This window comes from Staphylococcus sp. TCBT05 (genome assembly GCF_055179755.1).
In genome coordinates this window covers 1,118,176-1,144,715 of sequence record NZ_JBUQDQ010000038.1, presented here as the reverse complement: position 1 = coordinate 1,144,715, position 26,540 = coordinate 1,118,176, and the positions used below count along the sequence as shown (strand labels likewise).

The window sequence follows — 26,540 nt, the reverse complement described above, 5'->3', positions numbered from 1 at the left end:
CATAGCATAACAAAAATATGATTTACCACATATATCTGTGAATTTAAGAGGAAGATTAAATTGTAGTAATATTCTATATATTGATGGGTATTTTAACTATTAATATTAAAAAATATAAATATGACAGAAATATGAAACCACCATAAATTTTCCACTAAAATTTAATGCGAATTAATTCAACTTTCATAGAATAAGTTTATAATATGTGACAGGTGATATTTTGTGAAAAGATTAACAAATATGGTTTTACAATATAAAATTTATCCAATACTAATGTTTATATTTAGTATTTTATTAGCAATTACGGTTGTAATACAGAATGTTTCAATCGCAGAAATATTGAATAGGTTACTGCTAAAAACAAATCAAGATGTCGTCGTCATAATCACGATTACATTATTTATATTATTAGCTAGAGCGACCTTCAATACATTAAATCAACTCATGGGTGATAGATTAGCTCAGGTTGTTAAATATGATCTGCGACAACAATTAATATCAAAACAATCTGTAGCACCAATTGGCGCACAATTAAATACATTAACTCAAAATATCGACGGAATAACATCGTTTTTTAATGGTTATTTGCCACAAGTATTTAAATCTATGATGATTCCAATCTTTATTATTGTGGCGATGTGCTTTATCCATTTAAATACTGCATTAATAATGATTGTTACCGCACCATTTATTCCTTTGTTTTACATCATTTTCGGTTTAAAAACGCGGGATGAATCTAAAGATAAAATGATGTATCTAAATCAATTTAGCCAACAATTTTTGAATAAGGTGAAGGGATTAATTACATTAAAACTGTTTAATAAAACATCAGTAACTGAACAAGAATTATATAATGAGAGTACAACTTTCAGAGATCTAACTATGAAAATATTAAAAAGTGCTTTTTTATCAGGTTTAATGTTGGAATTTATTAGTATGTTAGGTATCGGCTTAGTTGCATTAGAGGCTGGTTTAGGACTTATTCTATTTCATAATATTGATTTTAAGACAGCAGCGATAGCAATAATCTTAGCTCCTGAATTTTATAATGCAATCAAAGATTTAGGTCAATCCTTCCATACAGGAAAGCAGAGTGAAGGTGCCAGTGACGCAGTGTTTGAATTACTTGATCAATCTACTGTACCAGAGGAAAGACAATATAACGTCAATATCAATCAAATCCCACTTGTACAATTACGTAATGTTACTTATCGATACAAAGATGCGACACAAAATGCATTAAATAACATTAATCTTGATATCAATGAAGGTGATAATATTGCTTTAGTTGGGTCAAGCGGTGCAGGTAAATCAACATTAGCACAAGTTATCGCTCAACGATTTCGACCAATAGAGGGTAGTGTCTCCTTTAAATATAAAGATTTAAAGATTGGCTTTCTAAGTCAATCACCCTATATATTTAGTAGCTCAATTAAAGAAAATATTGCTATGTTTGATGATGTACCGGATGAGACAATTATTAAAGTGCTAGATGATGTAGGACTTAAGCAACAGGTTCTAGCATTGAAAAATGGTATTCATGCGGTGATAGGTGAAGGTGGAGAAATGTTATCAGGTGGACAAATGAGACGTATTGAACTTGCACGAATCTTATTACTGAGACCTGATTTATTGATCTTTGATGAGCCAGCGACGGGGCTTGATGTTAAGACAGAACATATTATTCAAGAGGTCTTGCTCACATCATTCCGGAAAACAACAATGATTACTATTGCACATCGTGCCCATACGATTAAAAATGCGAATAAATGTATTGAGATGAACAATGGTTGTGTGCAATCACAACGCACAACGCAACCTGTTCAATCATACAAGGATGGTGAAAGACGATGAAACCCCATATTAAATTTAAAGCAGATAGAGACTTAATACTTTCAATCGTCGTAGGTGTGGTAGGTAGTCTTGTAGCGCTAGGAATGTTCTTTTTAAGTGGATATATGGTTACCCAAAGTGCACTGGGGGCACCGTTATTTGCATTAATGGTACTCATTGTATCGGTGAAAATGTTTGGATTTTTACGTGCCATTGCGCGTTATATTGAACGTTTATTGTCACACCGGACTACATTTACAATGTTACGTAATGTAAGAGTTCAATTTTTTAAAAAATTGATTCCAGTGGTGCCAGATATTTATCGGAAATATAATTCAAGTGATTTAATTTCAAAAATGGTAGATCGGGTAGAAGCATTACAAAATATCTATCTAAGAGTGTATTATCCGCCTATTGTAATAGGTATAACAGCAATAGTTGCTGGAATTGTAATGATTTATTTTTCGTATATACATGCAATAATCATATGTTTAAGTATGCTATTAACATTACTAGTTATTCCATGGTTAAGTGGTAAACGTGCCCGTCAGTTGAAAATAAAGGTGGATCGTGAACAAAGTGCCTTACTCAGTACATTTTATGATTATAAAGAAGGTTATGAAGAACTCGTGCGATTCAACCAAGTAGACCAATTTAAAACGGGATTACTACAAAAGTTAACTACATTTAAACAGGCTCAGGCGAGAGAGCAAAATTTCTTGACGCTATATGAGTATAGTTTGAATATTGTCTCCATGATCGCATTATTTGGAACTTTAGCTTTAGGGGCCTTTCAAGTTCAGCACCACGAATTAGATGTCGTGTATTTGACGAGTATTGTTTTAATGATGTTAACGTTATTTGAACAAGCGATACCAATGAGTAATGTTGCCTACTATAAAGCAGATACGGATGAATCACTAGCGAGTTTAAATGAAGTGATTGCACACCCAGTTAAGCAAGGTACACATGCGTTAGACCAGTCTGAGCAACAACCTTTGCTTGAACTTGAAAATGTAGCCTTTAAATATTGGAATCAATCACAAAACGTGCTGGAAAATATAAATTTAACAATCCATGAAGGTGAACAAATAGCGGTAATAGGACCGTCTGGTTCTGGTAAGAGTACGCTACTACAATTGATGCTAGGACTTTATCAAAGTGAGACTGGACAACTGAAGCTAAAGGGACAAGACATAATTGAGGTCGAAGATCAGTCCAAATATCAATATATAAATGCATTATTACAAGCTCAACAATTATTTGACGGTACTGTCAGAGAAAATTTGTTTACGGACAAAGATGATAAGTCAATTCGACAAGTATTTAATGATTTAGGATTACAACATATTGAATTAGATAGAGAAATAACATTAAGTGGAAACACTTTATCTGGAGGAGAAATACAGAGATTAGGCTTAGCAAGATTATTGTTGAAACAGGCTCCGTTATGGATATTAGATGAACCAACGACTGCATTAGATATTACGCATACAGATGCAATCATGGAAAAGATTCATACAGTGGCAGAAACATTAATCGTGGCTACGCATGATTTAAGATTGTTACCACACTTCGATAAAATTATTGTTATGATAGAAGGTCATATTGTAGAATCTGGAGATTATCATACACTGATAGCTAATAAAGGTTACTTATATCAAATGTTACAAATCAATAGAAGTGAATAAAAAAAGAGGGCTCAAATACGTTTGTGTTTGAGCTCTCAATATTACAAAATTTATAATTTGATTGTTTGACTTTAACTTAAGAAAAAATTATTTTGCTTTTTCTTCAGTAAAAGCATTAATTACTTTACTTAATAGGCGATTTAATTCATCTGACTCATCTGAGCTTAATGACGATGCCACAGCGACGTCTTGGCATGCAGTGTCTAACTCAGGACGAATTTCTTCGCTCTTCTCAGTTAAGTGAATAAATACTTCTCTTTGGTCTACTTCAGAACGTTCACGCTTAATTAAATCAACCTGTTCCATTCTTTTAAGTAGTGGTGATACAGTACCTGTATCAAGTGCCAACTCTGTTACGACCTTTTTAACATTTACGGGTGACTCAGACCATAAAATTGTTAAAACTAAAAATTGTGGGTAAGTAAGTTTGTATTTCTTAAAGACATTGTTTGAGTAGTAGCGATTTACTTGTCTTTGAGCATTATACAAACTGAAACAAAGTTGTTCCTTTAAATTAAGTTCTTCAGGCATAAAGTTCTCCTCCAGACATTCTATCCGTTTTGTTCTCTCTGTATCGGACTGAATCCGTCTAATGTTGTGCGATACTACCTCCTGAATACTTTTGTGCTTTGCCATGCTAAAATAAAACCTGTACAAAAATTCGGAAGTCTTTTAATATTGTATCAAATAAAGACCTAATTATATAAGTATTTAAACTCTTATGCAAACATTTATTGGAAATGAGTGATAATTTTGAAAAATATTAAAAATCGAAAAATTTCTATCACAATCTTAACGGGGTTTCTAGGTAGTGGGAAAACTACATTTTTAAATAAATATGTAAGTTACCTATTAAACAACCAAGAAAAGCCACAAGTTATTGTTAATGAATACGGGAATTTAGATGTTGATAGCTATGCGCTCGGTAATCAAGTAGAGGTCGCATCTATATTAAATGGTTGCGTATGCTATGATTCGCAACTAGATTTAATAAAACAATTAAAACATTTTATTAACGAAAGTGCAATGCACCATATAATAATTGAAGCAACTGGCATTGCCCATCCCATAGAAATTATAGCTGCATGTCAAGATCCAGAAATTGCTGAATATACTGATGTGCCTACTGTTATCGGCTTAGTTGATGGGCCACAATTTTTAAAAAGAAAGTTGTATACAAATAATACAAAAGATTTAATGGAAGAACAGTTAAAAGTGTGTCACGCAATTATTGTTAACAAAATGGATTTAATTGACAATGAAGCAAAAGAAAATTTGAAAGTATTAAAAGAGTTAAATCCTCATGCTGCAATTACATACACAACATATACAGAATGTGATATTGAGGAACTACTTAATGAGGCAAATATTGCCACACCATCAATGACTGGAGTTAAATATGGACATCATCATGGTATTAATAGTTTAGTTTATACCTTTACTAGTCCGATTGATAGACAACTATTTTATCAATTTATTTTACGGTTGCCTGATAATGTTCTAAGATTAAAGGGATATGTTAAGTTTCGAGATGCACCGATGGATACTTATGAATTTCAATATGCAAATGGATTGCCAGATTACCATGTTATTGATGAGGCAATGGAATTAAAGATTGTATTAATTGGCGAACAACTTGACATCAATCGATTACGCAATAAATTAGACGGATTACAATTCACATAATTAAAAAGGTAGAGGTGTGGTGCAATTATGGAAAAAGTTAAAATTAATCAACACGTATCTTTCTCTAAACTCATACAAGGATTTTGGAGGGCGAAAGACTGGAATTGGACGGCGCAAGAATTAAATAGATATATCAACGAATTACATGATAGAGGAATCACTACAATGGATCATGCCGATATTTATGGCAATTATAGTTGTGAAGGTATCTTTGGAGAGGCGTTAAAGTTATCACCGCAATTGCGTGAACAGTTAGAAATAGTGTCGAAATGTGGCATTGTTTTGCCGACAGACCGCATACCAAATGCAGATGGTCATCGCTATGATCACAGTAGTCAACATATTAAACGTTCAGTTGAACGCTCTCTTCAAGAGTTGAACGTGGAATATTTAGATTCACTACTCATCCATAGGCCATCACCATTAATGGATCCTGAAGAAATTACAGACGCGTTAAAGGTGTTGGTTACGGAAGGTAAGGTCAAGTCCTTTGGTGTGTCGAACTTTAACAAATCTCAATATGATTTAATAAATCGTAGTTTGGTTTGCGACAAACTACATATTACTGTCAATCAATTGGAGGTTTCACCATATACCTTAGATGCGCTTGATGATGGTATTATCAACCATATGTTTAAAGATGATGTTAAAATAATGGCATGGAGTCCTATGGCTGGTGGTAAATTGTTTGATCCGAAAGACGAAAGGTCACAACGCATCATGACTGTAATAACACCATTAACAGAAAAATATAATGTATCTACAAATAGTATTATTGTGGCTTGGTTAAATAAGCATCCTGCATCTATTATGCCAGTATTAGGTACACATAATATTAATAGAATAGATGAAGCAATAGATGGCTTTGGATTAACATTGACGGATCAAGAATGGTTTGATATTTATACGGCATCTTTAGGACATGACATAGCGTAATTTATTTGTAAGAGGAGTAAAAGTAATGAATAACCAAAATGAAACACATCGTAGAAAGCAACTTAAATTTGAACGTAACTTTATTAATATTCCATTTTTAGCATTTGCATTAATTATTGCGATATTAAATCTAAGCTTTCCGGATATAAATATAATGATGACATTATTTGGATTATTTTTCTTATATAATGGCGGCATTTTGTTCGTATCATTTATAAAACATTATAAACGAACTACAATTTTGTCATTAATATTAACCATCTTATCATTAACATTATTCGGTTTATCACTTTATTTATACGCAGCAGCAAACAATTTAATATAATATTTTCTATTTTAGCTAGGCTAAGAATTGGGAATTATAATCATAAAATAGATAATACGATTATAGGGGGAAATGAATGGAAGTCTGGATTACACACTTTATGGAGAAATTTGGTTATTGGGGAATCGCGTTTCTAATCTTTTTAGAAAATGTGTTTCCACCAATTCCTTCAGAAATTATATTAACCTTTGGTGGATTTATGACTACGAAATCTGATTTGAGTTTTCTTGGCGTTACTATCACATCAACGATTGGCTCAGTGTTAGGTGCTATTGTATTATATGGTATCGGCGCTTGGATAGGTGAACGAAATCTATATCGTTTTGTTAATCGCTATGGGAAAATATTACGTGTAAAGACCCAAGATTTAGATAAAACAATTGGTTGGTTTGAAAAGTATGGCTATTGGACGATATTTTTCTGTCGTTTTGTACCATTATTAAGAAGTTTGATTTCAATTCCAGCAGGCTTAACAAGAATGAACATGCCATTATTTATTATTTTTACCACGATAGGTACTCTGATTTGGAATATTGTATTAATTTATTTAGGGCAAGCTGTCGGTGGTAATTGGCATACGATTGTACATTATATGGATATATATTCACGTATTATCTATATCATTTTAGCTATTCTAATCATTTTCGTTATTTGGAAATGGTTAAAACGTTCTAAAAAGAATAAGTAAAGCTGATAAACCTAGTTAACTAAAATGAATCACTATTTTATTTGTGCTGAGACAATATATTTATTTCTGATGTTATAATAAAGATAATAAATTAATGATTGAAGGGATATTATGGCAAATAGAAAGGTTTCAATTATAGGAGCAGGTAATACAGGAGCAACATTGGCGTTCATTATCGCACAGCAAGAACTTGCAGATGTTGTAATGATTGACCGACCACACAACGAAGGTCAAGTTAAAGGTAAAGCTTTAGACATTTTAGAAAGTAGTCCTGTTTATGGCTTTGATGTTGATGTGAAAGGCTCTATCGATTATGCAGATACTGCAGATTCTGACATCGTGGTAATTACTGCAGGGGTTCCACGAAAGCCTGGAATGAGTAGAGATGACTTAGTTCAAGTAAATGAATCCGTCATGCATGATGTTACAACAAATATTGTTAAATATTCACCTGATTGTACAATCATTGTCTTGACTAATCCGGTTGATGCGATGACATATTCAGTAATAAAGGCATCTGGGTTCCCTAAATCACGAGTGATTGGTCAATCTGGAATCTTAGATACAGCAAGATATCAGACATTTATTGCGGAGGCACTTAATGTATCTGTAAAGGATATTAGAGGATTGGTCTTAGGTGGTCATGGTGACACAATGGTACCTTTAGTAGATTCAACAAATGTCAACGGCATACCTTTAAGTAAGATGTTGGATAGTGATACAATTAAAAAAATTGTTGAACGTACTAGAAAGGGAGGAGCAGAAATTGTTGAATTATTAGGCAATGGTTCAGCATATTATGCACCTGCTTCAGCAATTTATAGTATGATTGCGGCAATTTTAAAGGATCAAAAGAGATTATTACCAAGTATTGCACTATTAGAAGGTGAATATGGTTTTACTGATATTTGTTTAGGCGTTCCAACTATTTTAGGAGCAAATGGAATTGAACAAGTTGTCGAGTTACAATTATCAGAAGATGAACAACAACAATTGCAAATTTCAGCTGATTCGGTGACTGAAGTAAAACAATCATTAACAAATAAATAAAAGACTACTATTAATAATAGTTATTTATAAAGCGTTTGGAACATAAACACCCAGCATTAAGCCCATCAAAGAACAAAAATCTTTGATGGGCTTGTTATTTATATCAATATTCCGTATTGTTATTGCTTGTTTATCTTGGGGGGGGGCGAGCCTTGCTCTCGACATTCACCTTACGCCCTTAGGTGTCTCGCAAGCAATACGAAGTTCATATATGTTATTACATTTTAAATAAACAGATATAGACTGCTACATATTCGAAAAAGGTTAAGATATACATATATTTTAGTCTTAACTTGGCTTGTATTGGAACATCCCATTTATGATATCGGCGTTCATAGTAGAAGAGTTGTAAATAAAATAGACCAATACCAAGGGGAAAGCACATTAAGATAATACTTTTTTTGTAACTAAAGCCAATATCATGTAACAAATGACCAATGATAAGTTGAGCGATAATTAATACAATCACTAGGAGTATAATATTAAACGTCATTTGATAGCTCGCACTCCTTTCGCGAATGAAAATAATAAGACTTGTAGCACGACTAATAATAGAATAAAACCAAATGCATTTATATCAGTGCGTAATACGACCTCTTTAAATATTCGCATCGGTTCATTAATCAGATACACGGAATGTAATCTTAAAAAGCGACCGATAAATATCCCGAATCCATTTAAGAACATCATTATGACAATCAACACATAATTTAACCATTTGTAATGTGTGAATCGTTCCATTTCTAAAAACATAATAGTTAAGAGGTATAGCGCAAATATGACTGCTGATACAAGAAAAGTAAAATACGCCCATTCAATTAGTATCAAGCCCTGATAAAAATTAAATGAAAATTGATTTAAATGTATTAGATCTGTAACCATGTACAATGTGTTCGGGACCATCAATAAGAAAATAAGTGAAAAAATAATAAAAAGTGGCCATTCAAATTTAAATTTGGGTTTGAATAAATTGAGTAACAAACAAAGCTCAAATGGTACATAGGCTAGAAATAAGTTGAGTGTCATAAATTTATAAAAACTATTAAAGAATATAGATACAATCATTAAAATAAGAAAGACAGTTCTAGCAATATAACGTGCGCGCATATTCACACCTACCTTTTAATTATATTAAATAATAAACCTTAAAATATTTAACCTCGGGAGTATTGCACATAATTCCCAAAGATAATAAAAAAATGTAGTTCCACATTTTTGAAATACAAATATACATAATACAAGTTGTAAAAATAAAAATCAATAATTGCTAATTTTTTGCAGTAGTAATGTTGAAATATAATTAAGGTTAATGTGCAATCGATTGTGTGATATTAATACGTGGTATAAGTGGTGTAAGTGTATAAAGCACTAAATATCAAAAATCTCATGTAAAGAAGAAAGAGCCTAGGACAATGGTATTGAATGTATTCAGAAAATCGTGTGCAGTAATTAATCTGTATATAGTTCTGCTAAACTCCAAGTTAAATAGCAACATAATTACTGTCGATGATCAAGTACATAACAATACACTTTGTCATAAGCTCTTGAGTTAATCGATATATGATTTTTTCTATAAATTGAGTAGGTTAAGACCTATTTCATCATTGAACTTTCGGTTAATATCTAAATTTGTCATTGTGATAACAATTTCTGCTGTAGCAGAAACAGTTGCTTTCGATAAGTGACCACTATAAGTTTCATATTTGTTCGTGCCAAACGTCGCATGTAGATGTGCAAACGGTTGATCATCAATATGTGAAATGTTACCTAATAAGCTTGTTAATTCTAAAGGCTCTTGTATCAGTTTTTTCTCATAAGTTTTAGTTTCTAGATTATAGAAGTTTAATTCGACTTCAGAACAAGCGCCAATACCGCTCACAGTTCCAAATTTTCCATTTTTGTCACGAGCGATATCCGTTACTGCTTCTACGATATCTTCTCCTTGTTCTAACACTAGTACGATTGTATTATTATCTTCTTGATATACCATTCTCAATCACCGTCCTATCACTCTTTACCCATTATTATATACTGTAATAACGCATATTTCATAATTTACAGTAAAAAATAAAATTCTTCTATTGTGTTTTATAGTCTATATGTTATAGAATGTTCTAATATTATGTTTGCGACAATTATATAGGGAATAGGGTATAAGGTATTTATAGTTTAAAAAATGTGAGTTAATAAAATTTTATCTTAATTAAAAATTATAGTCTTTATTTGTTAAATAGGTTAAACATCTGTGAACTTCAATTTGAAAATGTAAATCGTACTTACTCTATCCAAAGCAATAGAATGGAGGGAGCCATGTGAATAAGCAATTTGTAATTTTATATTTTAATATTTTTCTAGTCTTTTTAGGTATTGGCTTAATTGTACCGGTACTACCAGTTTATCTTAAAGACTTAGGGCTTAATGGTAGTGATCTTGGAGTGCTAGTAGCAGCATTTGCACTTGCTCAAATGGTCATATCGCCTTTTGGAGGGACGTTAGCAGATAAACTTGGTAAAAAGTTAATCATTTGTATTGGATTGGCACTATTTGCGATATCTGAATTTTTATTTGCGGTAAGTCATTCATTTAGTTTGCTAATTATTTCAAGAATATTAGGTGGATTTAGTGCAGGGATGGTTATGCCTGGTGTAACAGGTATGATTGCCGACATTTCACCAGGAAAAGACAAAGCCAAAAATTTTGGCTATATGTCTGCAATTATTAACTCTGGCTTTATTTTAGGACCTGGGCTAGGTGGATTTTTAGCAGAATTCTCACATAGATTACCATTCTTTGTTGCAGGTGGTAGTGGCTGTTTAGCCTTGGTATTATCTGTGATATTAATTAAAAATCCTAAGAATGAAACGCAAGATGGTTTTACAAAATATCAGCCAGAATTATTGTCTAAAATTAATTGGAAAGTGTTTATAACACCTATTGTTCTAACTTTGGTATTAGCATTTGGTCTATCAGCATTTGAGACATTGTTCCCGTTATATACTGCTGATAAAGCACATTATTCACCATTAGATATTTCATTTGCAATTACAGGTGGAGGCATCTTTGGTGCTATCTTCCAAGTATTTTTCTTCGATAAATTCATGAAATACTTTAAAGAATTGACATTTATCACATATGCACTGATATATTCAGCGTTAATTTTACTTGGATTGACTCTAGTGCATAGCTATTGGTCAATTATGATTATCAGTTTTGTTGTATTTATTGGTTTTGACATGATACGTCCAGCAATTACAAATTATTTTTCAAATATTGCAGCAGATCGTCAAGGATTTGCTGGTGGACTCAACTCAACGTTTACAAGTATGGGGAACTTTATTGGTCCACTTGTAGCTGGAGGACTATATGATGTAAACTATGAATTTCCATTATATATGGCAGTATTGGTTATGCTATTAGGTATTTTTGTGATTTTTGTAGAAAAGTCTATCAGAAAGAAGTTTAATAAGGCTTAAAACTAAAAATGAACAATTAAACAATATGCTATTTAAATTATAGGCAGAGAATGATTAGGATAACTCAATTCTAATCATTCTCTTTTTTATTAGTTCAATTAGTCAATGAGTTCATAACGGTTTAAACACTGTTTTTATATGGGAGTAAAATGAGAAACAATTGCAGATATAGTAGAGATCAATAGCTGAATATTGGATTTAGTGGAGTGAAGTAAACATGACAATTGTATTAAATTGAATCATATTGCGTAATACTATTGTTACAGATATTACATTTGTTTTAAATTGTGGTCTATATAAGTTTTTTGTTAATTTTATGTGCTAATATGTAGAGAAATGTTAAAAGAAATGTGGGTATCTATATAAATGAGTATGAAAAATATAACTTTGGCTTTGTCAGCGATGGTATTAGCTAGTTGCTTAGTCTTGTTGTTATTTTTAGCAACACATCAAAATGCATTAGTTAAAGTGCATGAAAAGATTTCAAGTTATTCAGGTGTTGAAAGTGTGGTTGAAGCTAAAGATAAATCAAAGCAAGCACATAAACAAGATAAAGCGCAGAACGATAAGCATGAGGGAATTATTGAAGCATCAATGAAAAAGGATGAAAACGAAAAGCCGCATAACGCCAAGAATTTTGTTCCGATTGCACAGAATTCTACACATAACTTAGAAAATAATGCAGTTGGCAAAGCTAATTTACCTGAATTTAGTAAAGCCTTAGCTATTGCACAAAAAAAGGTGAATAACGATAATCATAGTAATAACCAATATAATGATTATGGTATAGATAGCACGTGTCAAGGTGTATACTATTATATTTTCACCTTTAAAAATGACAAGAATCCAGGATCTTATTATAGAGTCACTGTTAATACCCACAGTAATGCAGAAATCTTTGATAAATCATACCGAGTAACAGATAACCCATCTCAAAATGCACCATGTATATCACCACAAGAATCTGAAGTCATAGCCCAAAAGTATGCAGCAGATCATTTAGGTGCGAATGCGAGCCTTAAACAAGTTAAGGAAGCTAAAGAGGGCATGTATTATACATTCATAGACTCTAAAACAGAAAATGAATGCAGAGTAGTTATTACTAAGGCGGGAGATGTTATTCAACAACCTGCACTAAAATAAACATCGAAACTGACTATACTACAGTCGCGTATGAATTGATTGTAGTCTAATAGTCAGTTATTTTTTTAGCGTTATTGATTTTTGAAATAAATTATAATAGGTAAAGCAAGCGATTAGCTAGTTTAATCATAATAAGAGGCGTACAATTGATTTAAAGAGAAGTAGATGAGGTGTATTTAACGTGAAATCCAAAAAAACAAATGCAATGCGGATGCTTGATCGTAATCATATAGACTATAAAGTTAACAACTATCCTGTTACTGAAGCACATATGGACGGTACTCGTGTAGCGCAACTCGTCGGAGTGAGTGTAGATGAGGTATTTAAGACCTTAGTATTAGAAAATGCACAACACGAGCATTTTGTATTTATCATTCCTGTTAATGCAACTTTAAATATGAAACTAGCAGCAAAGTCAGTAAAGGAAAAGAAACTTCATTTAATGCCACTTGATGATTTGAAGCGGGTGACTGGTTATGTGCGAGGTGGTTGTTCGCCAATAGGAATGAAAAAACTTTTCCCAACAGTCATAGATAGTCAGTCTGAACGATTAGACGCTGTTTATGTAAGTGGTGGTGAGAGAGGTACCCAAATTCAGATTAAAGTAACAGATTTAATAACACAAACTAAAGCACAAGTTACCTCAATTATTGAAAGTTAGCTGATTAACATTATATACAATGAAGTTACAGAGATGTATAAACGAGTAAAGTATTTGATCGTTTGTGCATCTTTTTTTGTTGTTTTCGAAATGAATGGGCAAAAAGTGACAAAAAGTTGAAAAATTTCAGAAATAATGATTGTTTTTGATTGTTTTTGATAAAATGTGATTGAAAAAAGAAAGCGGAAACATTATAATATCTTTGAGATGAGGTGAAATGATGATTACGGAAAAACGCCATGAGTTAATTTTGACTGAACTGTCAAAAAAAGACTTTCTAACGTTACAGGAATTGATTGATAGAACTGAATGTAGTGCTTCAACAATTAGAAGAGATTTATCTAAACTTCAGCAACTAGGTAAACTGAAAAGAGTTCATGGTGGCGCAACACTCAACCAATCATCTCTATTAGAACCTAATTTAGCAGATAAGCGCAGTACTAACCATAGAGAAAAGCAAGAAATAGGAAGATTAGCAGCACAGCAAATTGAAGATAATGATTGTATCTATTTAGATGCTGGTTCGACAACACTGGAAATGATTCCGTATATACAAGCGCAAGATATTATTGTTGTGACAAATGGTTTAACCCATGTTGAAGAGCTGTTAAAGCAAGGTATACGTACATTGATTATTGGTGGAGAAGTGAAATCTACGACATTTGCAACTGTCGGAGTTAGCGCGGTTGAAACACTGGATCGTTATCGCTTTGATAAGGCATTTCTCGGTATGAATGGTATTGATTTGAAATATGGATTGACGACTCCAGATGACCAAGAAGCCATTATTAAGAATAAAGCGATGGGCTTAGCAACACGAAATTTTGTGTTAGTAGACCATTCAAAATTTAACAAAGTGTATTTTGCACATGTGCCACTCTCTGATGAAGTGACATTAGTTACATCTAAGAAAGCAATAGAAGGTACGACGTTTCAATATTTTTCAGAAAAATACAATTTTATCGGGGGAACATTATGATTTACACAGTAACTTTTAACCCTTCTATCGATTATATAATGTTTGCACAAGGTTTCGAACTAGATGGTTTAAACCGTGCTACAGAAACATATAAATTTGCAGGAGGAAAGGGAATTAATGTATCAAGAGTATTAAAGACTTTAGACGTTTCGTCAACTGCATTAGGCTTTGCAGGAGGATTTCCTGGACAGTTTATCGAAGATACATTAGAGCAAGCAGATATTGCAACTCATTTTGTAAAGGTAGACGAGGATACCAGAATCAATGTGAAATTAAAGACTGGGAAAGAAACAGAAATTAATGCACCAGGACCTACTATTTCAGAGACTCAATTTTCAGATTTATTACAGCAAATAGAATCAACGACTCCCCAAGACACAGTTATCGTTGCGGGTAGCATTCCAAAAAGTGTACCAGCGGATGCTTATGAACAAATTGCAAAGATTACTAGTGAAACAGGTGCAAAGCTTGTAGTAGATGCTGAGAAAGATTTAGTAGAAAGTGTGTTGAAGTATAATCCGCTATTTATCAAGCCGAACAAAGATGAATTAGAGGTTATGTTTAATACAGAGATTACAACTGATAAACAAGTGATTAAGTATGCACATGAAATTTTAAATAAGGGTGCAGTGTCAGTCATTATTTCACTTGGTGGAGATGGAGCGATTTATGTTGATCGCAAACAAAGCTTTAAAGCTATTGTCCCAAATGGCCAAGTTATTAATACTGTTGGTTCAGGTGATAGCACAGTGGCAGGTATGGTTGCCGGTTTAGAAAATGGATTATCTGTGGGAGAAGCATTTAAACAAGCAGTATCAGCAGGGACTGCAACAGCGTTTAGCGAAGATTTAGCGACGCGTGATGCTATATCAGACATCCAGTCACAAGTTGAAATTAAGACACTAGATGGGAGTGTATAACTATGAGAATTACTGAGTTATTAACAAAAGACACGATAGCGATGGACCTTTCTTCAAACGATAAAAATGGAGTAATTGATGAATTAGTTAATCAATTAAACAAAGCTGGTAAATTAAATGATGTTACAGCCTTTAAAGAAGCAATTCATAATAGAGAATCACAAAGCACGACGGGAATTGGGGAAGGAATAGCAATACCGCACGCTAAGGTTGCAGCAGTGGACACACCAGCAATTGCGTTTGGGAAATCTAAAGCAGGTGTCGATTATCAAAGTTTAGATATGCAACCAGCGCATTTATTCTTTATGATTGCAGCACCGGAAGGCGGCGCACAAACGCATTTAGATGCATTAGCAAAATTATCAGGTATCTTAATGGATGAAGATGTTCGAAAGGATTTATTAAACGCATCATCTGAAAAAGAAGTATTGAATATTATTGATAGAGCTGATGATGAGGCAACCGAAGAAGAGGAAGCTTCAGAAGCAGCTGCAGCATCAGCAACAACATCTGCTGATAGCAATGAACCATATGTATTAGCTGTTACAGCATGTCCGACAGGTATCGCACATACGTATATGGCACGTGATGCATTGAAGAAACAAGCGGAAAAAATGGGCGTCAATATTAAAGTTGAAACAAATGGTTCAGGCGGAATTAAAAACCATCTAACAGCAGAAGATATTGAACGTGCTCAAGGAATTATCGTTGCGGCTGATGTTCATGTTGAAACGGATCGCTTCGATGGTAAAAATGTAATTGAAGTACCAGTTGCTGATGGTATCAAGCGACCTAAAGAGTTAATTGATATGGCTCAAGATACTTCAAGAACGCCATTTGTAGCAAGAGGAAATAGTAGTAAATCAGAAAGTTCGAATGAGAAACAAAGTGTCGGTAAGACAATTTATAAACACTTAATGAACGGTGTTTCTAATATGTTACCACTTGTTATTGCTGGTGGTATCTTGATGGCAATCGTCTTTTTATTTGGACCAAACTCATTTGATCCAAAAAGTTCAGAACATAATGCCTTTGCAGAGCAATTATGGAATATCGGTAAGAATAGTGCCTTTGCTTTAATTATTCCGATATTAGCTGGATATATCGCACGTAGTATTGCAGATAAACCAGGTTTCGCAGCAGGTTTAGTCGGTGGTATGCTAGCAGTTTCTGGTGATTCAGGATTTATTGGCGGTATTTTAGCAGGTTTCTTAGCAGGTTACTTAACACAAGGTATTAAAAAGGTGGTCAGTGGTTTACCACAAGCACTTGAAGGTTTAAAACCAACATTGATTTATCCAGTATTCTCTGTAGCAATTACTGGTTTACTAATGATCTATGTATTAAATCCACCAGCATCTTGGTTGAATAATTTATTACTTAATGGTTTACAAAGTTTATCAGGCACAAATATTATGTTACTAGGATTAGTTATTGGTGCAATGATGGCGATTGACATGGGTGGTCCTTTCAATAAGGCAGCATATGTATTCGCAACAGCGGCACTAACTGAAGGTAATGCGGCTCCAATTACAGCAGCAATGATTGGTGGTATGGTTCCTCCAATTGCTATTGCTACAGCAATGTTAATCTTTAAGAAGAAATTTACTAAAGAACAACGAGGTTCTATAGTACCAAACTATGTAATGGGTCTATCATTTATTACAGAGGGCGCGATTCCATTCGCAGCAGCTGACCCTATACGTGTTATTCCATCTATGATGGTTGGTTCAGGTGTTGCAGGTGCGATTGCACTTGGTTTAGGTTCTTCAATTCAAGCGCCACATGGTGGTATCTTCGTTATCGTTGGTACAGACTTTGGTCACGTATTACAATCGTTAATAGCAATTGTTATTGGTTCAATCGTTGCAGCGATTTTATATGGTATCTTGAAGCCTAAACTTGGAAAAGAAGAAATCCGTGCTTCAGAAGCAATGAATGAATAAGATGTGATATATTAAATTAATTCAGTAGAAAGGCGTTGCTAACGTATTTCTACTGAATTTTTTATTTTATATGAAATAAACTTAAGATTATAATATGGTAAATAATTTTGGTAAAATGGGAGAAAAGCGTCAGTGTGTGAAATGAGTAAAATAACGTAAAGAAGGTAGATAGGCATGGCAGAGTATGTAATTGAAAATGGTCGAATTTATACAGAGTATGAAACAATAGAAAAGGGTTATTTAATCATCAAAGCTGGTAAGATTGCCGGTGTAGGTAAAGGAAAATATGAAGGTGAACTGACTACATATGACGCACAAGGTCATCACGTATTACCAGGTTTTATTGATATTCATATTCACGGAGGATATGGTGAAGATGCAATGGATGCATCTGAAGACGGATTACAACATCTTGCAAAATCGTTATTATCTGAAGGAACAACGAGCTTTTTAGCAACGACAATGACACAATCAGATGATAATATTACGAAAGCTTTGAAAACAATTGTGAGCTATCAAAGTAAACATGATAAATACCAAGCAGCAGACATAGTTGGAATCCATCTAGAAGGGCCATTTATTTCTGAACATAAAGTAGGCGCACAGAATCCAGAATTTGTTCAACGACCTTCGATTGAAAAAGTACGACAATTTCAAAGCATTGCGAATGGTCAAATTAAAGTGATAACCTTTGCTCCTGAAGTGACTGGAGCCGAAGAAACATTAAATGCATTCCATGACAAAATTAAATTCTCAATAGGTCATACTGTTGCAACGTATGATGAGGTAAATAAAGCCGTATCACAAGGTGCTAAACATGTAACGCACTTATATAATGCTGGCACTGCATTTGAACATAGAGAGCCTGGTGTGTTTGGCGCTGCATGGACGAATGACGCATTGAGTACTGAACTGATTGTTGATGGTATTCATTCGCATCCTGCTGCTGTAAAGATTGCCTTTAAACAAAAAGGTAATGAGCAATTTTTCTTAATTACTGATGCTATGAGAGCTAAAGGTATGCCAGATGGTGAATATGATTTAGGTGGTCAAAATGTGCATGTACAAGGTGCTGAGGCAAGATTAGCTTCAGGAGCTTTAGCTGGCAGTATTTTAAAAATGAATGAAGGCCTAAATAATTTATTGAAATATACAGGCGAACCACTTGAGAAAGTTTGGCGTGTCACAAGTCTCAATCAAGCAATAGCATTAAATATTGATCATCAAAAAGGTAGCTTATCTGTGGGGAAAGATGCAGATATAGTTATTTTAGATGACGATCAACAAGTTTGTGCAACGATTAAAGAAGGTGAAATACACCAATTTGTTAAAAGATTATTTTAAAAGATAAAATAAAAAGAAAAATTAGAAAGTTGACTCAAACAAATTTTTGCGTTTAAATGTCTAGTTGAACAAATAAAATTTTGTAGTATAAATTAGATTGCAAGATTACATTATGATAAAATAAAGGAAATGCGTATTTTTAGGGAGGTGTTACAATGGGAAGGATTTAGTAATTAATTTAATAGTAGTACCAGATAAACAATTTTATGAACGGTCACCTATTGTGACACGAAATTTTGGAGGTGAATCCCTAGAAATAGGGAACTAATTGGAAACTGTGACCATAATGAACTTAGTTATATTTTTTCTTTTAATAGCATTGACGACGGTATTCGTCGGATCGGAGTTTGCACTTGTTAAAGTAAGAACGACAAGAATAGAACAACTTGCGTCAGAGGGCAATGGTAGCGCTCGAGTCGTGAAGAAGATGATTAAGAATTTAGACTATTATTTATCAGCATGTCAGTTAGGTATAACTGTTACATCTTTAGGACTTGGGTGGCTTGGTGAGCCGACATTTGATAAATTATTGCATCCATTGTTTGAATTGATTCACTTACCAGAGGCTTTGACTACAACCATTTCATTTATCGTAGCATTTATTGTAGTGACATATTTACATGTGGTACTTGGTGAATTGGCGCCTAAGACTTTGGCCATTCAATATACGGAGAAACTAGCTTTAATCTATGCTAGACCATTGTATTACTTTGGAACAGTAATGAAACCATTAATTTGGTTAATGAATGGATCAGCGAGAATGATTATTCGATTGTTTGGAGTTGATCCAGACGCTAATAACGATGCAATGTCTGAAGAAGAAATTAAAATCATAATAAACAACAGTTATAATGGCGGAGAAATTAATCAAACTGAGTTAGCTTATATGCAAAATATCTTCTCATTTGATGAACGCCACGCAAAGGATATCATGGTACCACGTACACAAATGATAACGTTAAATGAACCGTTTAATGTCGATGAATTATTAGAGACGATTAAAGAACATCAATTTACACGTTATCCTATTACTGAAGATGGTGATAAAGACCATGTGAAAGGCTTCGTAAATGTTAAAGAATTTTTAACAGAATATGCATCTGGTAAGCCAATTAAAGTAAGTAATTATATCCATGATTTACCAATGATTTCTGAAACAACACGTATCAGTGATGCTTTAATTCGTATGCAACGTGAGCATGTACATATGAGTCTTATTATTGATGAATATGGTGGTACAGCAGGTATTTTAACAATGGAAGATATATTAGAAGAAATTGTTGGTGAGATCCGAGACGAATTTGATGATGATGAAGTGAACGATGTAGTTAAATTAGCTGACAATAAATATCAAATTAATGGTCGAGTATTACTTGATGATTTAAATGATCAATTTGGTATTGAATTTGTTGATTCGGATGATATTGATACAATTGGTGGATGGTTACAAGCACACAATACCAATTTACAACAGAATGATTATGTCGATACTGAATACGATCGTTGGGTTATTTCAGAAATTGATAATCATCAAATCATTAGTGTTATATTAAAATATGAATTTAATGAAACACGTCCAACACCAGAGGATGAAGAAGACGAAGAAGAAAAAGATTAATTTTTGATTCTGAACTTGTCATAATTAATTAACCAGTTGAGCCTATGTAAAGGCTTAGCTGGTTTTTTTATGAGTTGATATTAGGATGAAAATCAATTATAAGCGCTGTTAGTATATTTTTATGGCAGTGTATATTAAAATGTAATGAACAATGATTTAAGTTATTGAAAGGGGATTTGCATCATGATTGAAGACGTTTATTATTTAAATAATAGTTACCCAATGCCTAAGGTTGGTCTCGGTGTATATAAAATTACAGAAGAAGAAATGGAGACATCTATTGAAGCGGCATTAGCAGCTGGTTATAGAGCATTTGATACTGCATATTTTTATAAAAATGAAATTGCACTTGGTAATGCACTCAAACATTCAGATATACCTCGCGAAGATTTATTTATTACTTCAAAATTATGGAATGATTATCAAGGTTATGATAAAACAATCGAATATTTTACCAAGTCTATTGAAAACCTTGGCACAGATTACTTAGATTTATTCCTTATTCATTGGCCATGTGAAGAAAATGATTTATTTATTGAAAGCTATAAAGCAATGGAAAAATTGTATGAAGAAGGTTGGGTACGTGCGATTGGTGTTTGCAACTTCAAACAACACCATTTGGAAAGGTTGATGGAAGAGACAGATGTGGTACCAGCAGTTAATCAAATTGAAGTACATCCTTACTTTAACCAACAAGAGTTGCAAGATTTTTGCGACAAGCATGATATAGCAGTAACCGCATGGATGCCGTTGATGAGAAATCAAGGACTACTAGATAATCCAATAATTACTGATATTGCGAAACGATATGATAAGACACCAGCACAAATTGTGTTACGTTGGCACCTTGCACATAATAGACTCATTATTCCTAAATCTAAAACACCAGACCGCATTAGAGAAAATATTGATATTTTTGATTTCAATTTGGAATTAACAGATATTGCTCAAATTGATAATTTAAATGTGAATGAAAGACAAGGTAAAGATCCTGATAAAGTAGCGATAGGCACTTTAAAATAACAGATTGGCAAATATAAGATATAACAAATGGAGTAGGGGCTAAATCTCCATTCGCAAAATAAGAGAGTTATTCCGTAAAGGATTAACTCTCTTTTATATTTAAACGCTATAATTATGAACGTATATCTTTGTCATAGCTTAAGATAAATAGATTTGAGTTTATAATTTCAAACGCATCATTTTTACCTATTGTGTCATTTTGTGTATGAATCGTTACAAATGACTGATTATTATAGAAAAAATAAGCATTATCTTGTAATAAAAGACTTTCAAATTAAGTTTAATACTAAGTCATCAATGTCTAAAACTAATGTGGAACTATAATACATTGCTTAGTATTCAGGCGAGACTCCTGAGGGAACAGGACAAGCTGAAGACAACAGGCTGAAGCTGTCCCCTAGGAAAGCGAGCCAATAATACGGAATACTGTAAATAATAAAATGAGTTAATGAGCGATTAGAATAAGTGCTTTTATGTATTAAATATAAAGTGAATTTGTTTTTATTATTAAAAAAGGGGAATAATTTAAAGACTTGAAACTAATTATAATTTTTATGCGTATTAGTTTTAGACTATTATATTATTGAATATATCAAACAAATGACGTCCATCCGTTATTAGATTTATAATGAAATCTAATCAAAAAAGCAATTATAATTTTAAAAAGATTAAGTTTTACACATGAATATTAACAGAGTATAAAGATTGTGTAAATTCAAAGGGTTAAGTTAGCATAAAGATGATTAATATTGATAAAGTAGGAATAGAAGTAACTGAAATGAAGGTGTTAAGGTATGCAAATAAGAGTAATTGTGCCTTGCTTTAATGAAGGTGAAGTAATATTAAAAACTTATCAACGTTTATCGGAGATATTATCAAAAGATAGTGCGCATCATCAATATGAATATGATTTATTATTTGTTGATGATGGAAGTAAAGATAAAACAATTAACTATATTCAAGAAGCAGCTACTAAAGATCAACACGTAAAATTCATCTCATTTAGTAGAAACTTCGGTAAAGAATCAGCTATGATAGCTGGTTATCAGCATAGTAAAGACTGTGATGCAGTAATTATGATAGATGCTGACTTGCAACATCCACCAGAATTAATCCCTAAAATGATTGAAGGCTACATGGATGGTTATGATCAAGTTGTAGCAAAAAGAGATAGAACAGGTGAAAAACAATCACGTAAAATTATGACACGCATTTATTACAAAGTAATCAATCGCTTTGTCGAAGACATTGAATTGGAAGATGGCGTTGGTGATTTTAGATTGTTAAGTCAACGTGCAGTTAATTCACTTACAGAGTTGGAGGAATGCAATCGTTTCTCTAAAGGTTTATACGAGTGGATTGGTTATAATACTAAAGTGTTTACCTATGAAAATGTTGAAAGAGAAGATGGCGAGTCCAAATGGTCATTTGGTAAATTGTTAAATTATGGTATTGATGGATTGTTATCATTTAATACAAAGCCACTGCGTGCAATGATTTATCTTGGATTATTTGTATTCTTTGTTAGTATACTTTACATTACATTTATTTTCGCAGGTATTATATTAAATGGAGTTAATACGCCAGGATACTTTTCAACTATAGCAGCTATATTACTACTTGGTGGTATTCAACTCATTTCTATAGGTGTTGTCGGTGAATATATTGGACGTATCTATTATGAAGTTAAAGCGCGACCTAAATATATAGTGCAAGCTTCTAATTTAAGTAATGATAAAGTGAAGTCGAATTTAAGTCATGATTTAGATTCAAATGTGACTACAGAGGATTTGAATAGCAATCATTTCAAATATAAGAGACACTATAGAAAAGATAAAGAGTTAGTTAATCATCGTTAATTTATAAAAAATTCAAAGTAAATAGTTCCACAATGATTATCCAGAGATAGTGATAATTATACTAAGTTGATTGCTTTGAATCATTTCAATAAAAGCTTCGTAATGTGCAGTAAATATACTGAGATTACGAAGCTTTTTATTATAAAAAAGCAGTCAAAATGTTTCATTTGATAACATTTTGACTGCAAACAATTTTAATTGGTTATATTATTTTGAATTTTTCTTACGTAGTCTACCTACTACAAATGATACAACTGCAACTAATATAATTGTACCGATTAACGCAGGGAAAATGGCGATGCCACCTAAATGCCAACCCCAATCTCCAAGTAGCCAACTACCTAGAGCAGAACCAACGATACCGGCAATAATATTACCTAAGATACCGCCTGGAATATCTTTACCGACGATGCCACCAGCAATCCAACCGATTAAACCGCCGACGATAAGCATTAATATAAATCCCATAATATAACCTCCTTATAATTAATTTCTACGATATTAATAATTACCACAATTTGAATTGGATTAATCACGTTTATGTAAAAATATATTTTGCCAAATAATAAAAGCGATAAAAATGGCATGGATTATAATAAACATGTACCAATAAGGTGTGAGTAATGTCATTAATGTAGTAGCAATAATCATTAGTATTTGTCCTACAAGAATCGGATGTTTAATACGATGTATAAATCCGAATTTCTCCTTTTCACTTGGTGAAAAGGTAGTATAAAATACGATGATTGCCCCGAACATAAATACTGTTGGTGCTAAATAAGGTACTGACATATAGTATGAATCATTACTTGTACTATACGTTAGGATTAACGAAGTGCTCAATATACTTGTAATAATAAAGGCAATGAATTTTTGTTGTGAAATTACATACGTATGTACCTTTCTATTTAAGTAAAGCTGTAAGATTGTCCATAATATCAATTGTATATTGGTATAAAGTGAAATGAAGTCATACTTGCCGACGATAATTAAATTGATAAAGCTAGAAATGGTTAATGCAATGAGTATAGAGCTAAACTTGAGTTGTTTATAATTCTGACGATATAAATCAATGCCGAGGATGACTAATACCGTAGCTATATTTATGATTATATTAATTAGCATGGTGCTCTCCTAACCTAGATACTTCACTGCAATATTATATCAATTAAGATAAATTTATTCATACGAAAACATGCAATGTCACGTGTTTAAAATCATTTATTCAAATGTTTTATTTTAGTATTATTTTTCAAATAAATTATATTTAATAATAAGCAGTGTAACTGTCCTATTAAATGATTAAGTAAGTTTTATTTATTATAGCATTTATTAAATACTTGTTAATCAGTTAATAAACGTAATGGTTGTTAAGCTTGAATGACAGGGTTTCAAATTCAATTTAATAATTGGCTTAACAGTAATTTATGATTTTATTTAATAATGCTAAATTTTATCATAAAAAAGTGATGCGTTGTTAGGACAAAGAGCATTATACAACGCATCACAGTAAAATCTCAATTTAAACACCTTTTTTATTACTCCAAAGTAGTGTGTGTAATTGAGGTAAAACATAAACATTATTCATATCGGGACTCGCCATAACACGATCAACCAAGGTTTCATATAATGTTAATAATCTTTCAGTATGTGATTCAACATATTCTCCATCTAAGTATGGATTACCAACTTGCAAATAAAATGGTATCTCTGGATAACGATGATGAATCATTTTAGCAAATTGATAGTCTTCATCATCGAATATAACAACCTTAAGGTTAAGTGTTTCTGGAACACATTTCGCTATTACGTCATCAAGTATAGGTAGATTAGGTTTCATTTTAGAACTTGGTGGTTTGGGACTAATTGTTAAGTCATCAATTTGTGTCATCCAAGGTTGGAATTTACTTCCTTGTGTTTCTAAAGCGCTTTGGATATTTTTACTGTCGAATAAATCAACTAAAGATTGAATCCCTTTAATCAATGCAGGATTACCTCCTGAAATAGTTACATGATTAAAGGAATCGCCGGCGATTTCATATAATTTATCGTATATTTCTTCAGCAGTCATTAACTGAATATCTTCTTTTGCACTTCCGTCCCAAGTAAAGCTCGAATCACACCAACTACATCTATAATCACATCCAGCTGTTCTGACAAACATCGTCTTACGGCCGATAACACGACCTTCACCTTGAATGGTTGGACCAAAAATTTCTAGAACAGGTATCTTACTCATGTGAAGTCTCCTTAGGTCTAAAGACAACATAACTTGTTGGCGTTTCTCTTACATATACTTGTAAGCACTGTGGCTTATTCTGGCGTTCATCTAATGCACTTTGTACCATTTCATAAATTGTTTGTGCCACAACTTCAGTAGATGGACTCTTACCTGTAAATTGTGGTAGTTCATTTAGTAATTGATGATCAAATTGACCATGTACTATTTTTTTTAATTCACTAAAATTCACAAGAAATCCATTATGATCTAATGTATCCCCAGCAATCGTTAGGTTGACGAAATAAGTATGACCGTGTGTTCTCATACATTTTCCAGCATCTTCACTAGGAATGTAATGTGCTGCTGAAAAATTGAAATCTTTATTTAATTCAAATTGATAATCGTGTTGTACACTTGGATAATTTTGTTGGAACATATTATCGCGCTCCTTTTTCTTCTAAATATGCATTTAAACCGCGTGCACGTAAATGACAAGCCGGACACTTCCCACAACCTTCGCCGATGATGCCGTTGTAGCAGGTAAGTGTTTTTGTTCTTATATAATCAAGTACGCCTAAGTCATCGCTTAGGGCCCATGTTGCTTTTTTGTCTAGCCACATCAAAGGTGTGTGAATGACAAAGTCTTTATCCATTGAAAGTGACAGTGTTACATTCATAGATTTTATGAAACTATCTCTACAATCTGGATACCCTGAAAAATCCGTTTCACAAACACCCGTTATAATATGTTTAGCATTTATTTGATAAGCTAATGCACCTGCAAATGAAAGAAACAATAAGTTTCTTGCAGGGACAAATGTATTAGGTACACCATCTTCTGTCTCTTCGATATCCATGTCATGTTGTGTTAATGCATTTGGAGTTAGCTGTGATAATAATGACATATCTAACAAGTGATGTTTGACGTTTTGTTCTTCAGCTATTTGTTGAGCTACTTTTATTTCTGTGTCGTGACGCTGCCCGTATTGAAAGGTTACGAGTTCAACTTCTGAGAAATGTTTCTTAGCCCAGAATAAACAGGTAGTACTGTCTTGACCCCCGCTAAAGACGACAATGGCTTTATCATTATTTAATGTTTGTTGCGTCATAGTATTGTACACTCCTTATTAATTTCATACTAGCT

26 protein-coding genes are annotated in these 26,540 nt (G+C 32.9%); 17 read left to right on the top strand and 9 right to left on the bottom strand.

Translation table 11 applies throughout. The features are described from left to right. Window positions 1–222 precede the first annotated feature (222 nt). Together ACY191_RS12560 and cydC are read left to right on the top strand one after the other, a co-directional pair. A complete protein-coding gene (locus tag ACY191_RS12560) occupies window positions 223–1,854 on the top strand; it encodes an ABC transporter ATP-binding protein/permease (protein WP_042738159.1) in 1,632 nt (543 codons plus the stop codon). Continuing rightward, window positions 1,851–3,524 (top strand): thiol reductant ABC exporter subunit CydC, encoded by a 1,674-nt coding sequence (cydC, locus tag ACY191_RS12555; protein WP_229366983.1) that lies wholly within the window; start codon window positions 1,851–1,853, stop codon window positions 3,522–3,524. The genes ACY191_RS12560 and cydC overlap by 4 nt, the downstream gene beginning before the upstream one ends. Before the next feature lie 87 nt (window positions 3,525–3,611). Here the strand turns inward: cydC and mgrA are convergent, their stop codons facing one another. After that, on the bottom strand, window positions 3,612–4,055 hold the full coding sequence (gene mgrA / locus ACY191_RS12550; protein ID WP_463270053.1) for a global transcriptional regulator MgrA: 444 nt from the start codon (window positions 4,053–4,055) through the stop codon (window positions 3,612–3,614). A gap of 222 nt (window positions 4,056–4,277) precedes the next feature. Here mgrA and ACY191_RS12545 point away from each other — a divergent pair, with 222 nt between their 5' ends. The 5 genes from ACY191_RS12545 (at window position 4,278) to mdh (ending at window position 8,209) form a co-directional block, all read left to right on the top strand. Beyond that, window positions 4,278–5,210 carry a CobW family GTP-binding protein gene (locus ACY191_RS12545; protein ID WP_463270052.1) on the top strand — a complete coding sequence of 311 codons (933 nt, stop codon included), beginning with the start codon at window positions 4,278–4,280 and terminating at the stop codon, window positions 5,208–5,210. A 27-nt stretch (window positions 5,211–5,237) separates the two neighbouring features. Further along, window positions 5,238–6,146, top strand: a complete 909-nt coding sequence (locus ACY191_RS12540) for an aldo/keto reductase (protein ID WP_042738163.1) — start codon at window positions 5,238–5,240, stop codon at window positions 6,144–6,146. 25 nt (window positions 6,147–6,171) lie between these two features. Next, a complete protein-coding gene (locus ACY191_RS12535; protein WP_042738164.1) occupies window positions 6,172–6,471 on the top strand; it encodes a hypothetical protein in 300 nt (99 codons plus the stop codon). Between the two features lie 76 nt (window positions 6,472–6,547). Further along, entirely contained in the window at window positions 6,548–7,159 is a 612-nt protein-coding gene (locus tag ACY191_RS12530) for a DedA family protein (RefSeq protein ID WP_042738165.1), read from the top strand. 111 nt (window positions 7,160–7,270) lie between these two features. Continuing rightward, window positions 7,271–8,209, top strand: coding sequence for a malate dehydrogenase (gene mdh / locus ACY191_RS12525; protein ID WP_042738166.1), 939 nt, complete (start codon window positions 7,271–7,273; stop codon window positions 8,207–8,209). 217 nt (window positions 8,210–8,426) lie between these two features. Here the strand turns inward: mdh and ACY191_RS12520 are convergent, their stop codons facing one another. From ACY191_RS12520 to ACY191_RS12510, 3 genes are all read right to left on the bottom strand, one after another. Then, window positions 8,427–8,702 (bottom strand): hypothetical protein, encoded by a 276-nt coding sequence (locus ACY191_RS12520; RefSeq protein WP_042738167.1) that lies wholly within the window; start codon window positions 8,700–8,702, stop codon window positions 8,427–8,429. Next, complete coding sequence (locus ACY191_RS12515) at window positions 8,699–9,316, bottom strand: DUF1361 domain-containing protein (RefSeq protein ID WP_042738168.1); 618 nt, start codon at window positions 9,314–9,316, stop codon at window positions 8,699–8,701. The genes ACY191_RS12520 and ACY191_RS12515 overlap by 4 nt, the downstream gene beginning before the upstream one ends. Before the next feature lie 463 nt (window positions 9,317–9,779). Continuing rightward, window positions 9,780–10,199 carry a PPC domain-containing DNA-binding protein gene (locus ACY191_RS12510; RefSeq protein ID WP_042738169.1) on the bottom strand — a complete coding sequence of 140 codons (420 nt, stop codon included), beginning with the start codon at window positions 10,197–10,199 and terminating at the stop codon, window positions 9,780–9,782. 322 nt (window positions 10,200–10,521) lie between these two features. Here ACY191_RS12510 and norA point away from each other — a divergent pair, with 322 nt between their 5' ends. The 10 genes from norA to ACY191_RS12460 all read left to right on the top strand — a co-directional run bounded on the left by norA (window position 10,522) and on the right by ACY191_RS12460 (window position 23,175). After that, entirely contained in the window at window positions 10,522–11,682 is a 1,161-nt protein-coding gene (gene norA / locus ACY191_RS12505; RefSeq protein ID WP_042738170.1) for a multidrug efflux MFS transporter NorA, read from the top strand. A gap of 366 nt (window positions 11,683–12,048) precedes the next feature. Beyond that, window positions 12,049–12,825, top strand: coding sequence for a hypothetical protein (locus ACY191_RS12500; protein WP_306669273.1), 777 nt, complete (start codon window positions 12,049–12,051; stop codon window positions 12,823–12,825). Between the two features lie 205 nt (window positions 12,826–13,030). Beyond that, a complete protein-coding gene (gene ybaK, locus ACY191_RS12495; RefSeq protein WP_107512575.1) occupies window positions 13,031–13,486 on the top strand; it encodes a Cys-tRNA(Pro) deacylase in 456 nt (151 codons plus the stop codon). Between the two features lie 217 nt (window positions 13,487–13,703). Further along, entirely contained in the window at window positions 13,704–14,465 is a 762-nt protein-coding gene (locus ACY191_RS12490; RefSeq protein WP_229366984.1) for a DeoR/GlpR family DNA-binding transcription regulator, read from the top strand. Then, window positions 14,462–15,385, top strand: coding sequence for a 1-phosphofructokinase (pfkB, locus tag ACY191_RS12485; protein ID WP_042738173.1), 924 nt, complete (start codon window positions 14,462–14,464; stop codon window positions 15,383–15,385). Before ACY191_RS12490 ends, pfkB begins: the two co-directional genes overlap by 4 nt. 2 nt (window positions 15,386–15,387) lie before the next feature. Beyond that, window positions 15,388–17,331, top strand: coding sequence for a PTS fructose transporter subunit IIABC (locus ACY191_RS12480; protein ID WP_042738174.1), 1,944 nt, complete (start codon window positions 15,388–15,390; stop codon window positions 17,329–17,331). A 174-nt stretch (window positions 17,332–17,505) separates the two neighbouring features. After that, window positions 17,506–18,675: an N-acetylglucosamine-6-phosphate deacetylase gene (gene nagA, locus ACY191_RS12475; RefSeq protein WP_042738175.1), complete on the top strand. Its 1,170-nt coding sequence runs from the start codon at window positions 17,506–17,508 to the stop codon at window positions 18,673–18,675. Window positions 18,676–18,943: 268 nt separating this feature from the next. Then, window positions 18,944–20,293 carry a hemolysin family protein gene (locus ACY191_RS12470; RefSeq protein ID WP_042738176.1) on the top strand — a complete coding sequence of 450 codons (1,350 nt, stop codon included), beginning with the start codon at window positions 18,944–18,946 and terminating at the stop codon, window positions 20,291–20,293. A 183-nt stretch (window positions 20,294–20,476) separates the two neighbouring features. Further along, a complete protein-coding gene (locus tag ACY191_RS12465; protein WP_107512572.1) occupies window positions 20,477–21,316 on the top strand; it encodes an aldo/keto reductase in 840 nt (279 codons plus the stop codon). A gap of 794 nt (window positions 21,317–22,110) precedes the next feature. Next, window positions 22,111–23,175 (top strand): glycosyltransferase family 2 protein, encoded by a 1,065-nt coding sequence (locus ACY191_RS12460; RefSeq protein WP_229366985.1) that lies wholly within the window; start codon window positions 22,111–22,113, stop codon window positions 23,173–23,175. A 207-nt stretch (window positions 23,176–23,382) separates the two neighbouring features. Here ACY191_RS12460 and ACY191_RS12455 read toward each other — a convergent pair whose 3' ends face one another. The 5 genes from ACY191_RS12455 to queC form a co-directional block, all read right to left on the bottom strand. Further along, complete coding sequence (locus ACY191_RS12455; protein ID WP_042738179.1) at window positions 23,383–23,643, bottom strand: GlsB/YeaQ/YmgE family stress response membrane protein; 261 nt, start codon at window positions 23,641–23,643, stop codon at window positions 23,383–23,385. 60 nt (window positions 23,644–23,703) lie between these two features. After that, window positions 23,704–24,300 carry a hypothetical protein gene (locus ACY191_RS12450; RefSeq protein WP_229366986.1) on the bottom strand — a complete coding sequence of 199 codons (597 nt, stop codon included), beginning with the start codon at window positions 24,298–24,300 and terminating at the stop codon, window positions 23,704–23,706. Between the two features lie 397 nt (window positions 24,301–24,697). Next, entirely contained in the window at window positions 24,698–25,414 is a 717-nt protein-coding gene (queE, locus tag ACY191_RS12445) for a 7-carboxy-7-deazaguanine synthase QueE (protein ID WP_042738181.1), read from the bottom strand. Beyond that, on the bottom strand, window positions 25,407–25,832 hold the full coding sequence (gene queD / locus ACY191_RS12440) for a 6-carboxytetrahydropterin synthase QueD (protein ID WP_042738182.1): 426 nt from the start codon (window positions 25,830–25,832) through the stop codon (window positions 25,407–25,409). Before queD ends, queE begins: the two co-directional genes overlap by 8 nt. 1 nt (window position 25,833) lies before the next feature. Next, complete coding sequence (gene queC / locus ACY191_RS12435) at window positions 25,834–26,505, bottom strand: 7-cyano-7-deazaguanine synthase QueC (RefSeq protein ID WP_229366987.1); 672 nt, start codon at window positions 26,503–26,505, stop codon at window positions 25,834–25,836. Between the last annotated feature and the right edge of the window lie 35 nt (window positions 26,506–26,540).

Bases quoted from the DNA above. Each gene is read 5' to 3' on its own strand.
- cydC (WP_229366983.1), top strand. From the start codon at position 1,851: ATGAAACCCCATATTAAATTTAAAGCAGATAGAGACTTAATACTTTCA.
- mgrA (WP_463270053.1), bottom strand. From the start codon at position 4,055: ATGCCTGAAGAACTTAATTTAAAGGAACAACTTTGTTTCAGTTTGTAT.
- ACY191_RS12540 (WP_042738163.1), top strand. From the start codon at position 5,238: ATGGAAAAAGTTAAAATTAATCAACACGTATCTTTCTCTAAACTCATA.
- ACY191_RS12535 (WP_042738164.1), top strand. From the start codon at position 6,172: ATGAATAACCAAAATGAAACACATCGTAGAAAGCAACTTAAATTTGAA.
- ACY191_RS12530 (WP_042738165.1), top strand. From the start codon at position 6,548: ATGGAAGTCTGGATTACACACTTTATGGAGAAATTTGGTTATTGGGGA.
- mdh (WP_042738166.1), top strand. From the start codon at position 7,271: ATGGCAAATAGAAAGGTTTCAATTATAGGAGCAGGTAATACAGGAGCA.
- ACY191_RS12520 (WP_042738167.1), bottom strand. From the start codon at position 8,702: ATGACGTTTAATATTATACTCCTAGTGATTGTATTAATTATCGCTCAA.
- ACY191_RS12515 (WP_042738168.1), bottom strand. From the start codon at position 9,316: ATGCGCGCACGTTATATTGCTAGAACTGTCTTTCTTATTTTAATGATT.
- ACY191_RS12510 (WP_042738169.1), bottom strand. From the start codon at position 10,199: ATGGTATATCAAGAAGATAATAATACAATCGTACTAGTGTTAGAACAA.
- ACY191_RS12500 (WP_306669273.1), top strand. From the start codon at position 12,049: ATGAGTATGAAAAATATAACTTTGGCTTTGTCAGCGATGGTATTAGCT.
- ybaK (WP_107512575.1), top strand. From the start codon at position 13,031: ATGCGGATGCTTGATCGTAATCATATAGACTATAAAGTTAACAACTAT.
- ACY191_RS12490 (WP_229366984.1), top strand. From the start codon at position 13,704: ATGATGATTACGGAAAAACGCCATGAGTTAATTTTGACTGAACTGTCA.
- pfkB (WP_042738173.1), top strand. From the start codon at position 14,462: ATGATTTACACAGTAACTTTTAACCCTTCTATCGATTATATAATGTTT.
- ACY191_RS12480 (WP_042738174.1), top strand. From the start codon at position 15,388: ATGAGAATTACTGAGTTATTAACAAAAGACACGATAGCGATGGACCTT.
- nagA (WP_042738175.1), top strand. From the start codon at position 17,506: ATGGCAGAGTATGTAATTGAAAATGGTCGAATTTATACAGAGTATGAA.
- ACY191_RS12465 (WP_107512572.1), top strand. From the start codon at position 20,477: ATGATTGAAGACGTTTATTATTTAAATAATAGTTACCCAATGCCTAAG.
- ACY191_RS12460 (WP_229366985.1), top strand. From the start codon at position 22,111: ATGCAAATAAGAGTAATTGTGCCTTGCTTTAATGAAGGTGAAGTAATA.
- ACY191_RS12455 (WP_042738179.1), bottom strand. From the start codon at position 23,643: ATGGGATTTATATTAATGCTTATCGTCGGCGGTTTAATCGGTTGGATT.
- ACY191_RS12450 (WP_229366986.1), bottom strand. From the start codon at position 24,300: ATGCTAATTAATATAATCATAAATATAGCTACGGTATTAGTCATCCTC.
- queE (WP_042738181.1), bottom strand. From the start codon at position 25,414: ATGAGTAAGATACCTGTTCTAGAAATTTTTGGTCCAACCATTCAAGGT.
- queD (WP_042738182.1), bottom strand. From the start codon at position 25,832: ATGTTCCAACAAAATTATCCAAGTGTACAACACGATTATCAATTTGAA.
- queC (WP_229366987.1), bottom strand. From the start codon at position 26,505: ATGACGCAACAAACATTAAATAATGATAAAGCCATTGTCGTCTTTAGC.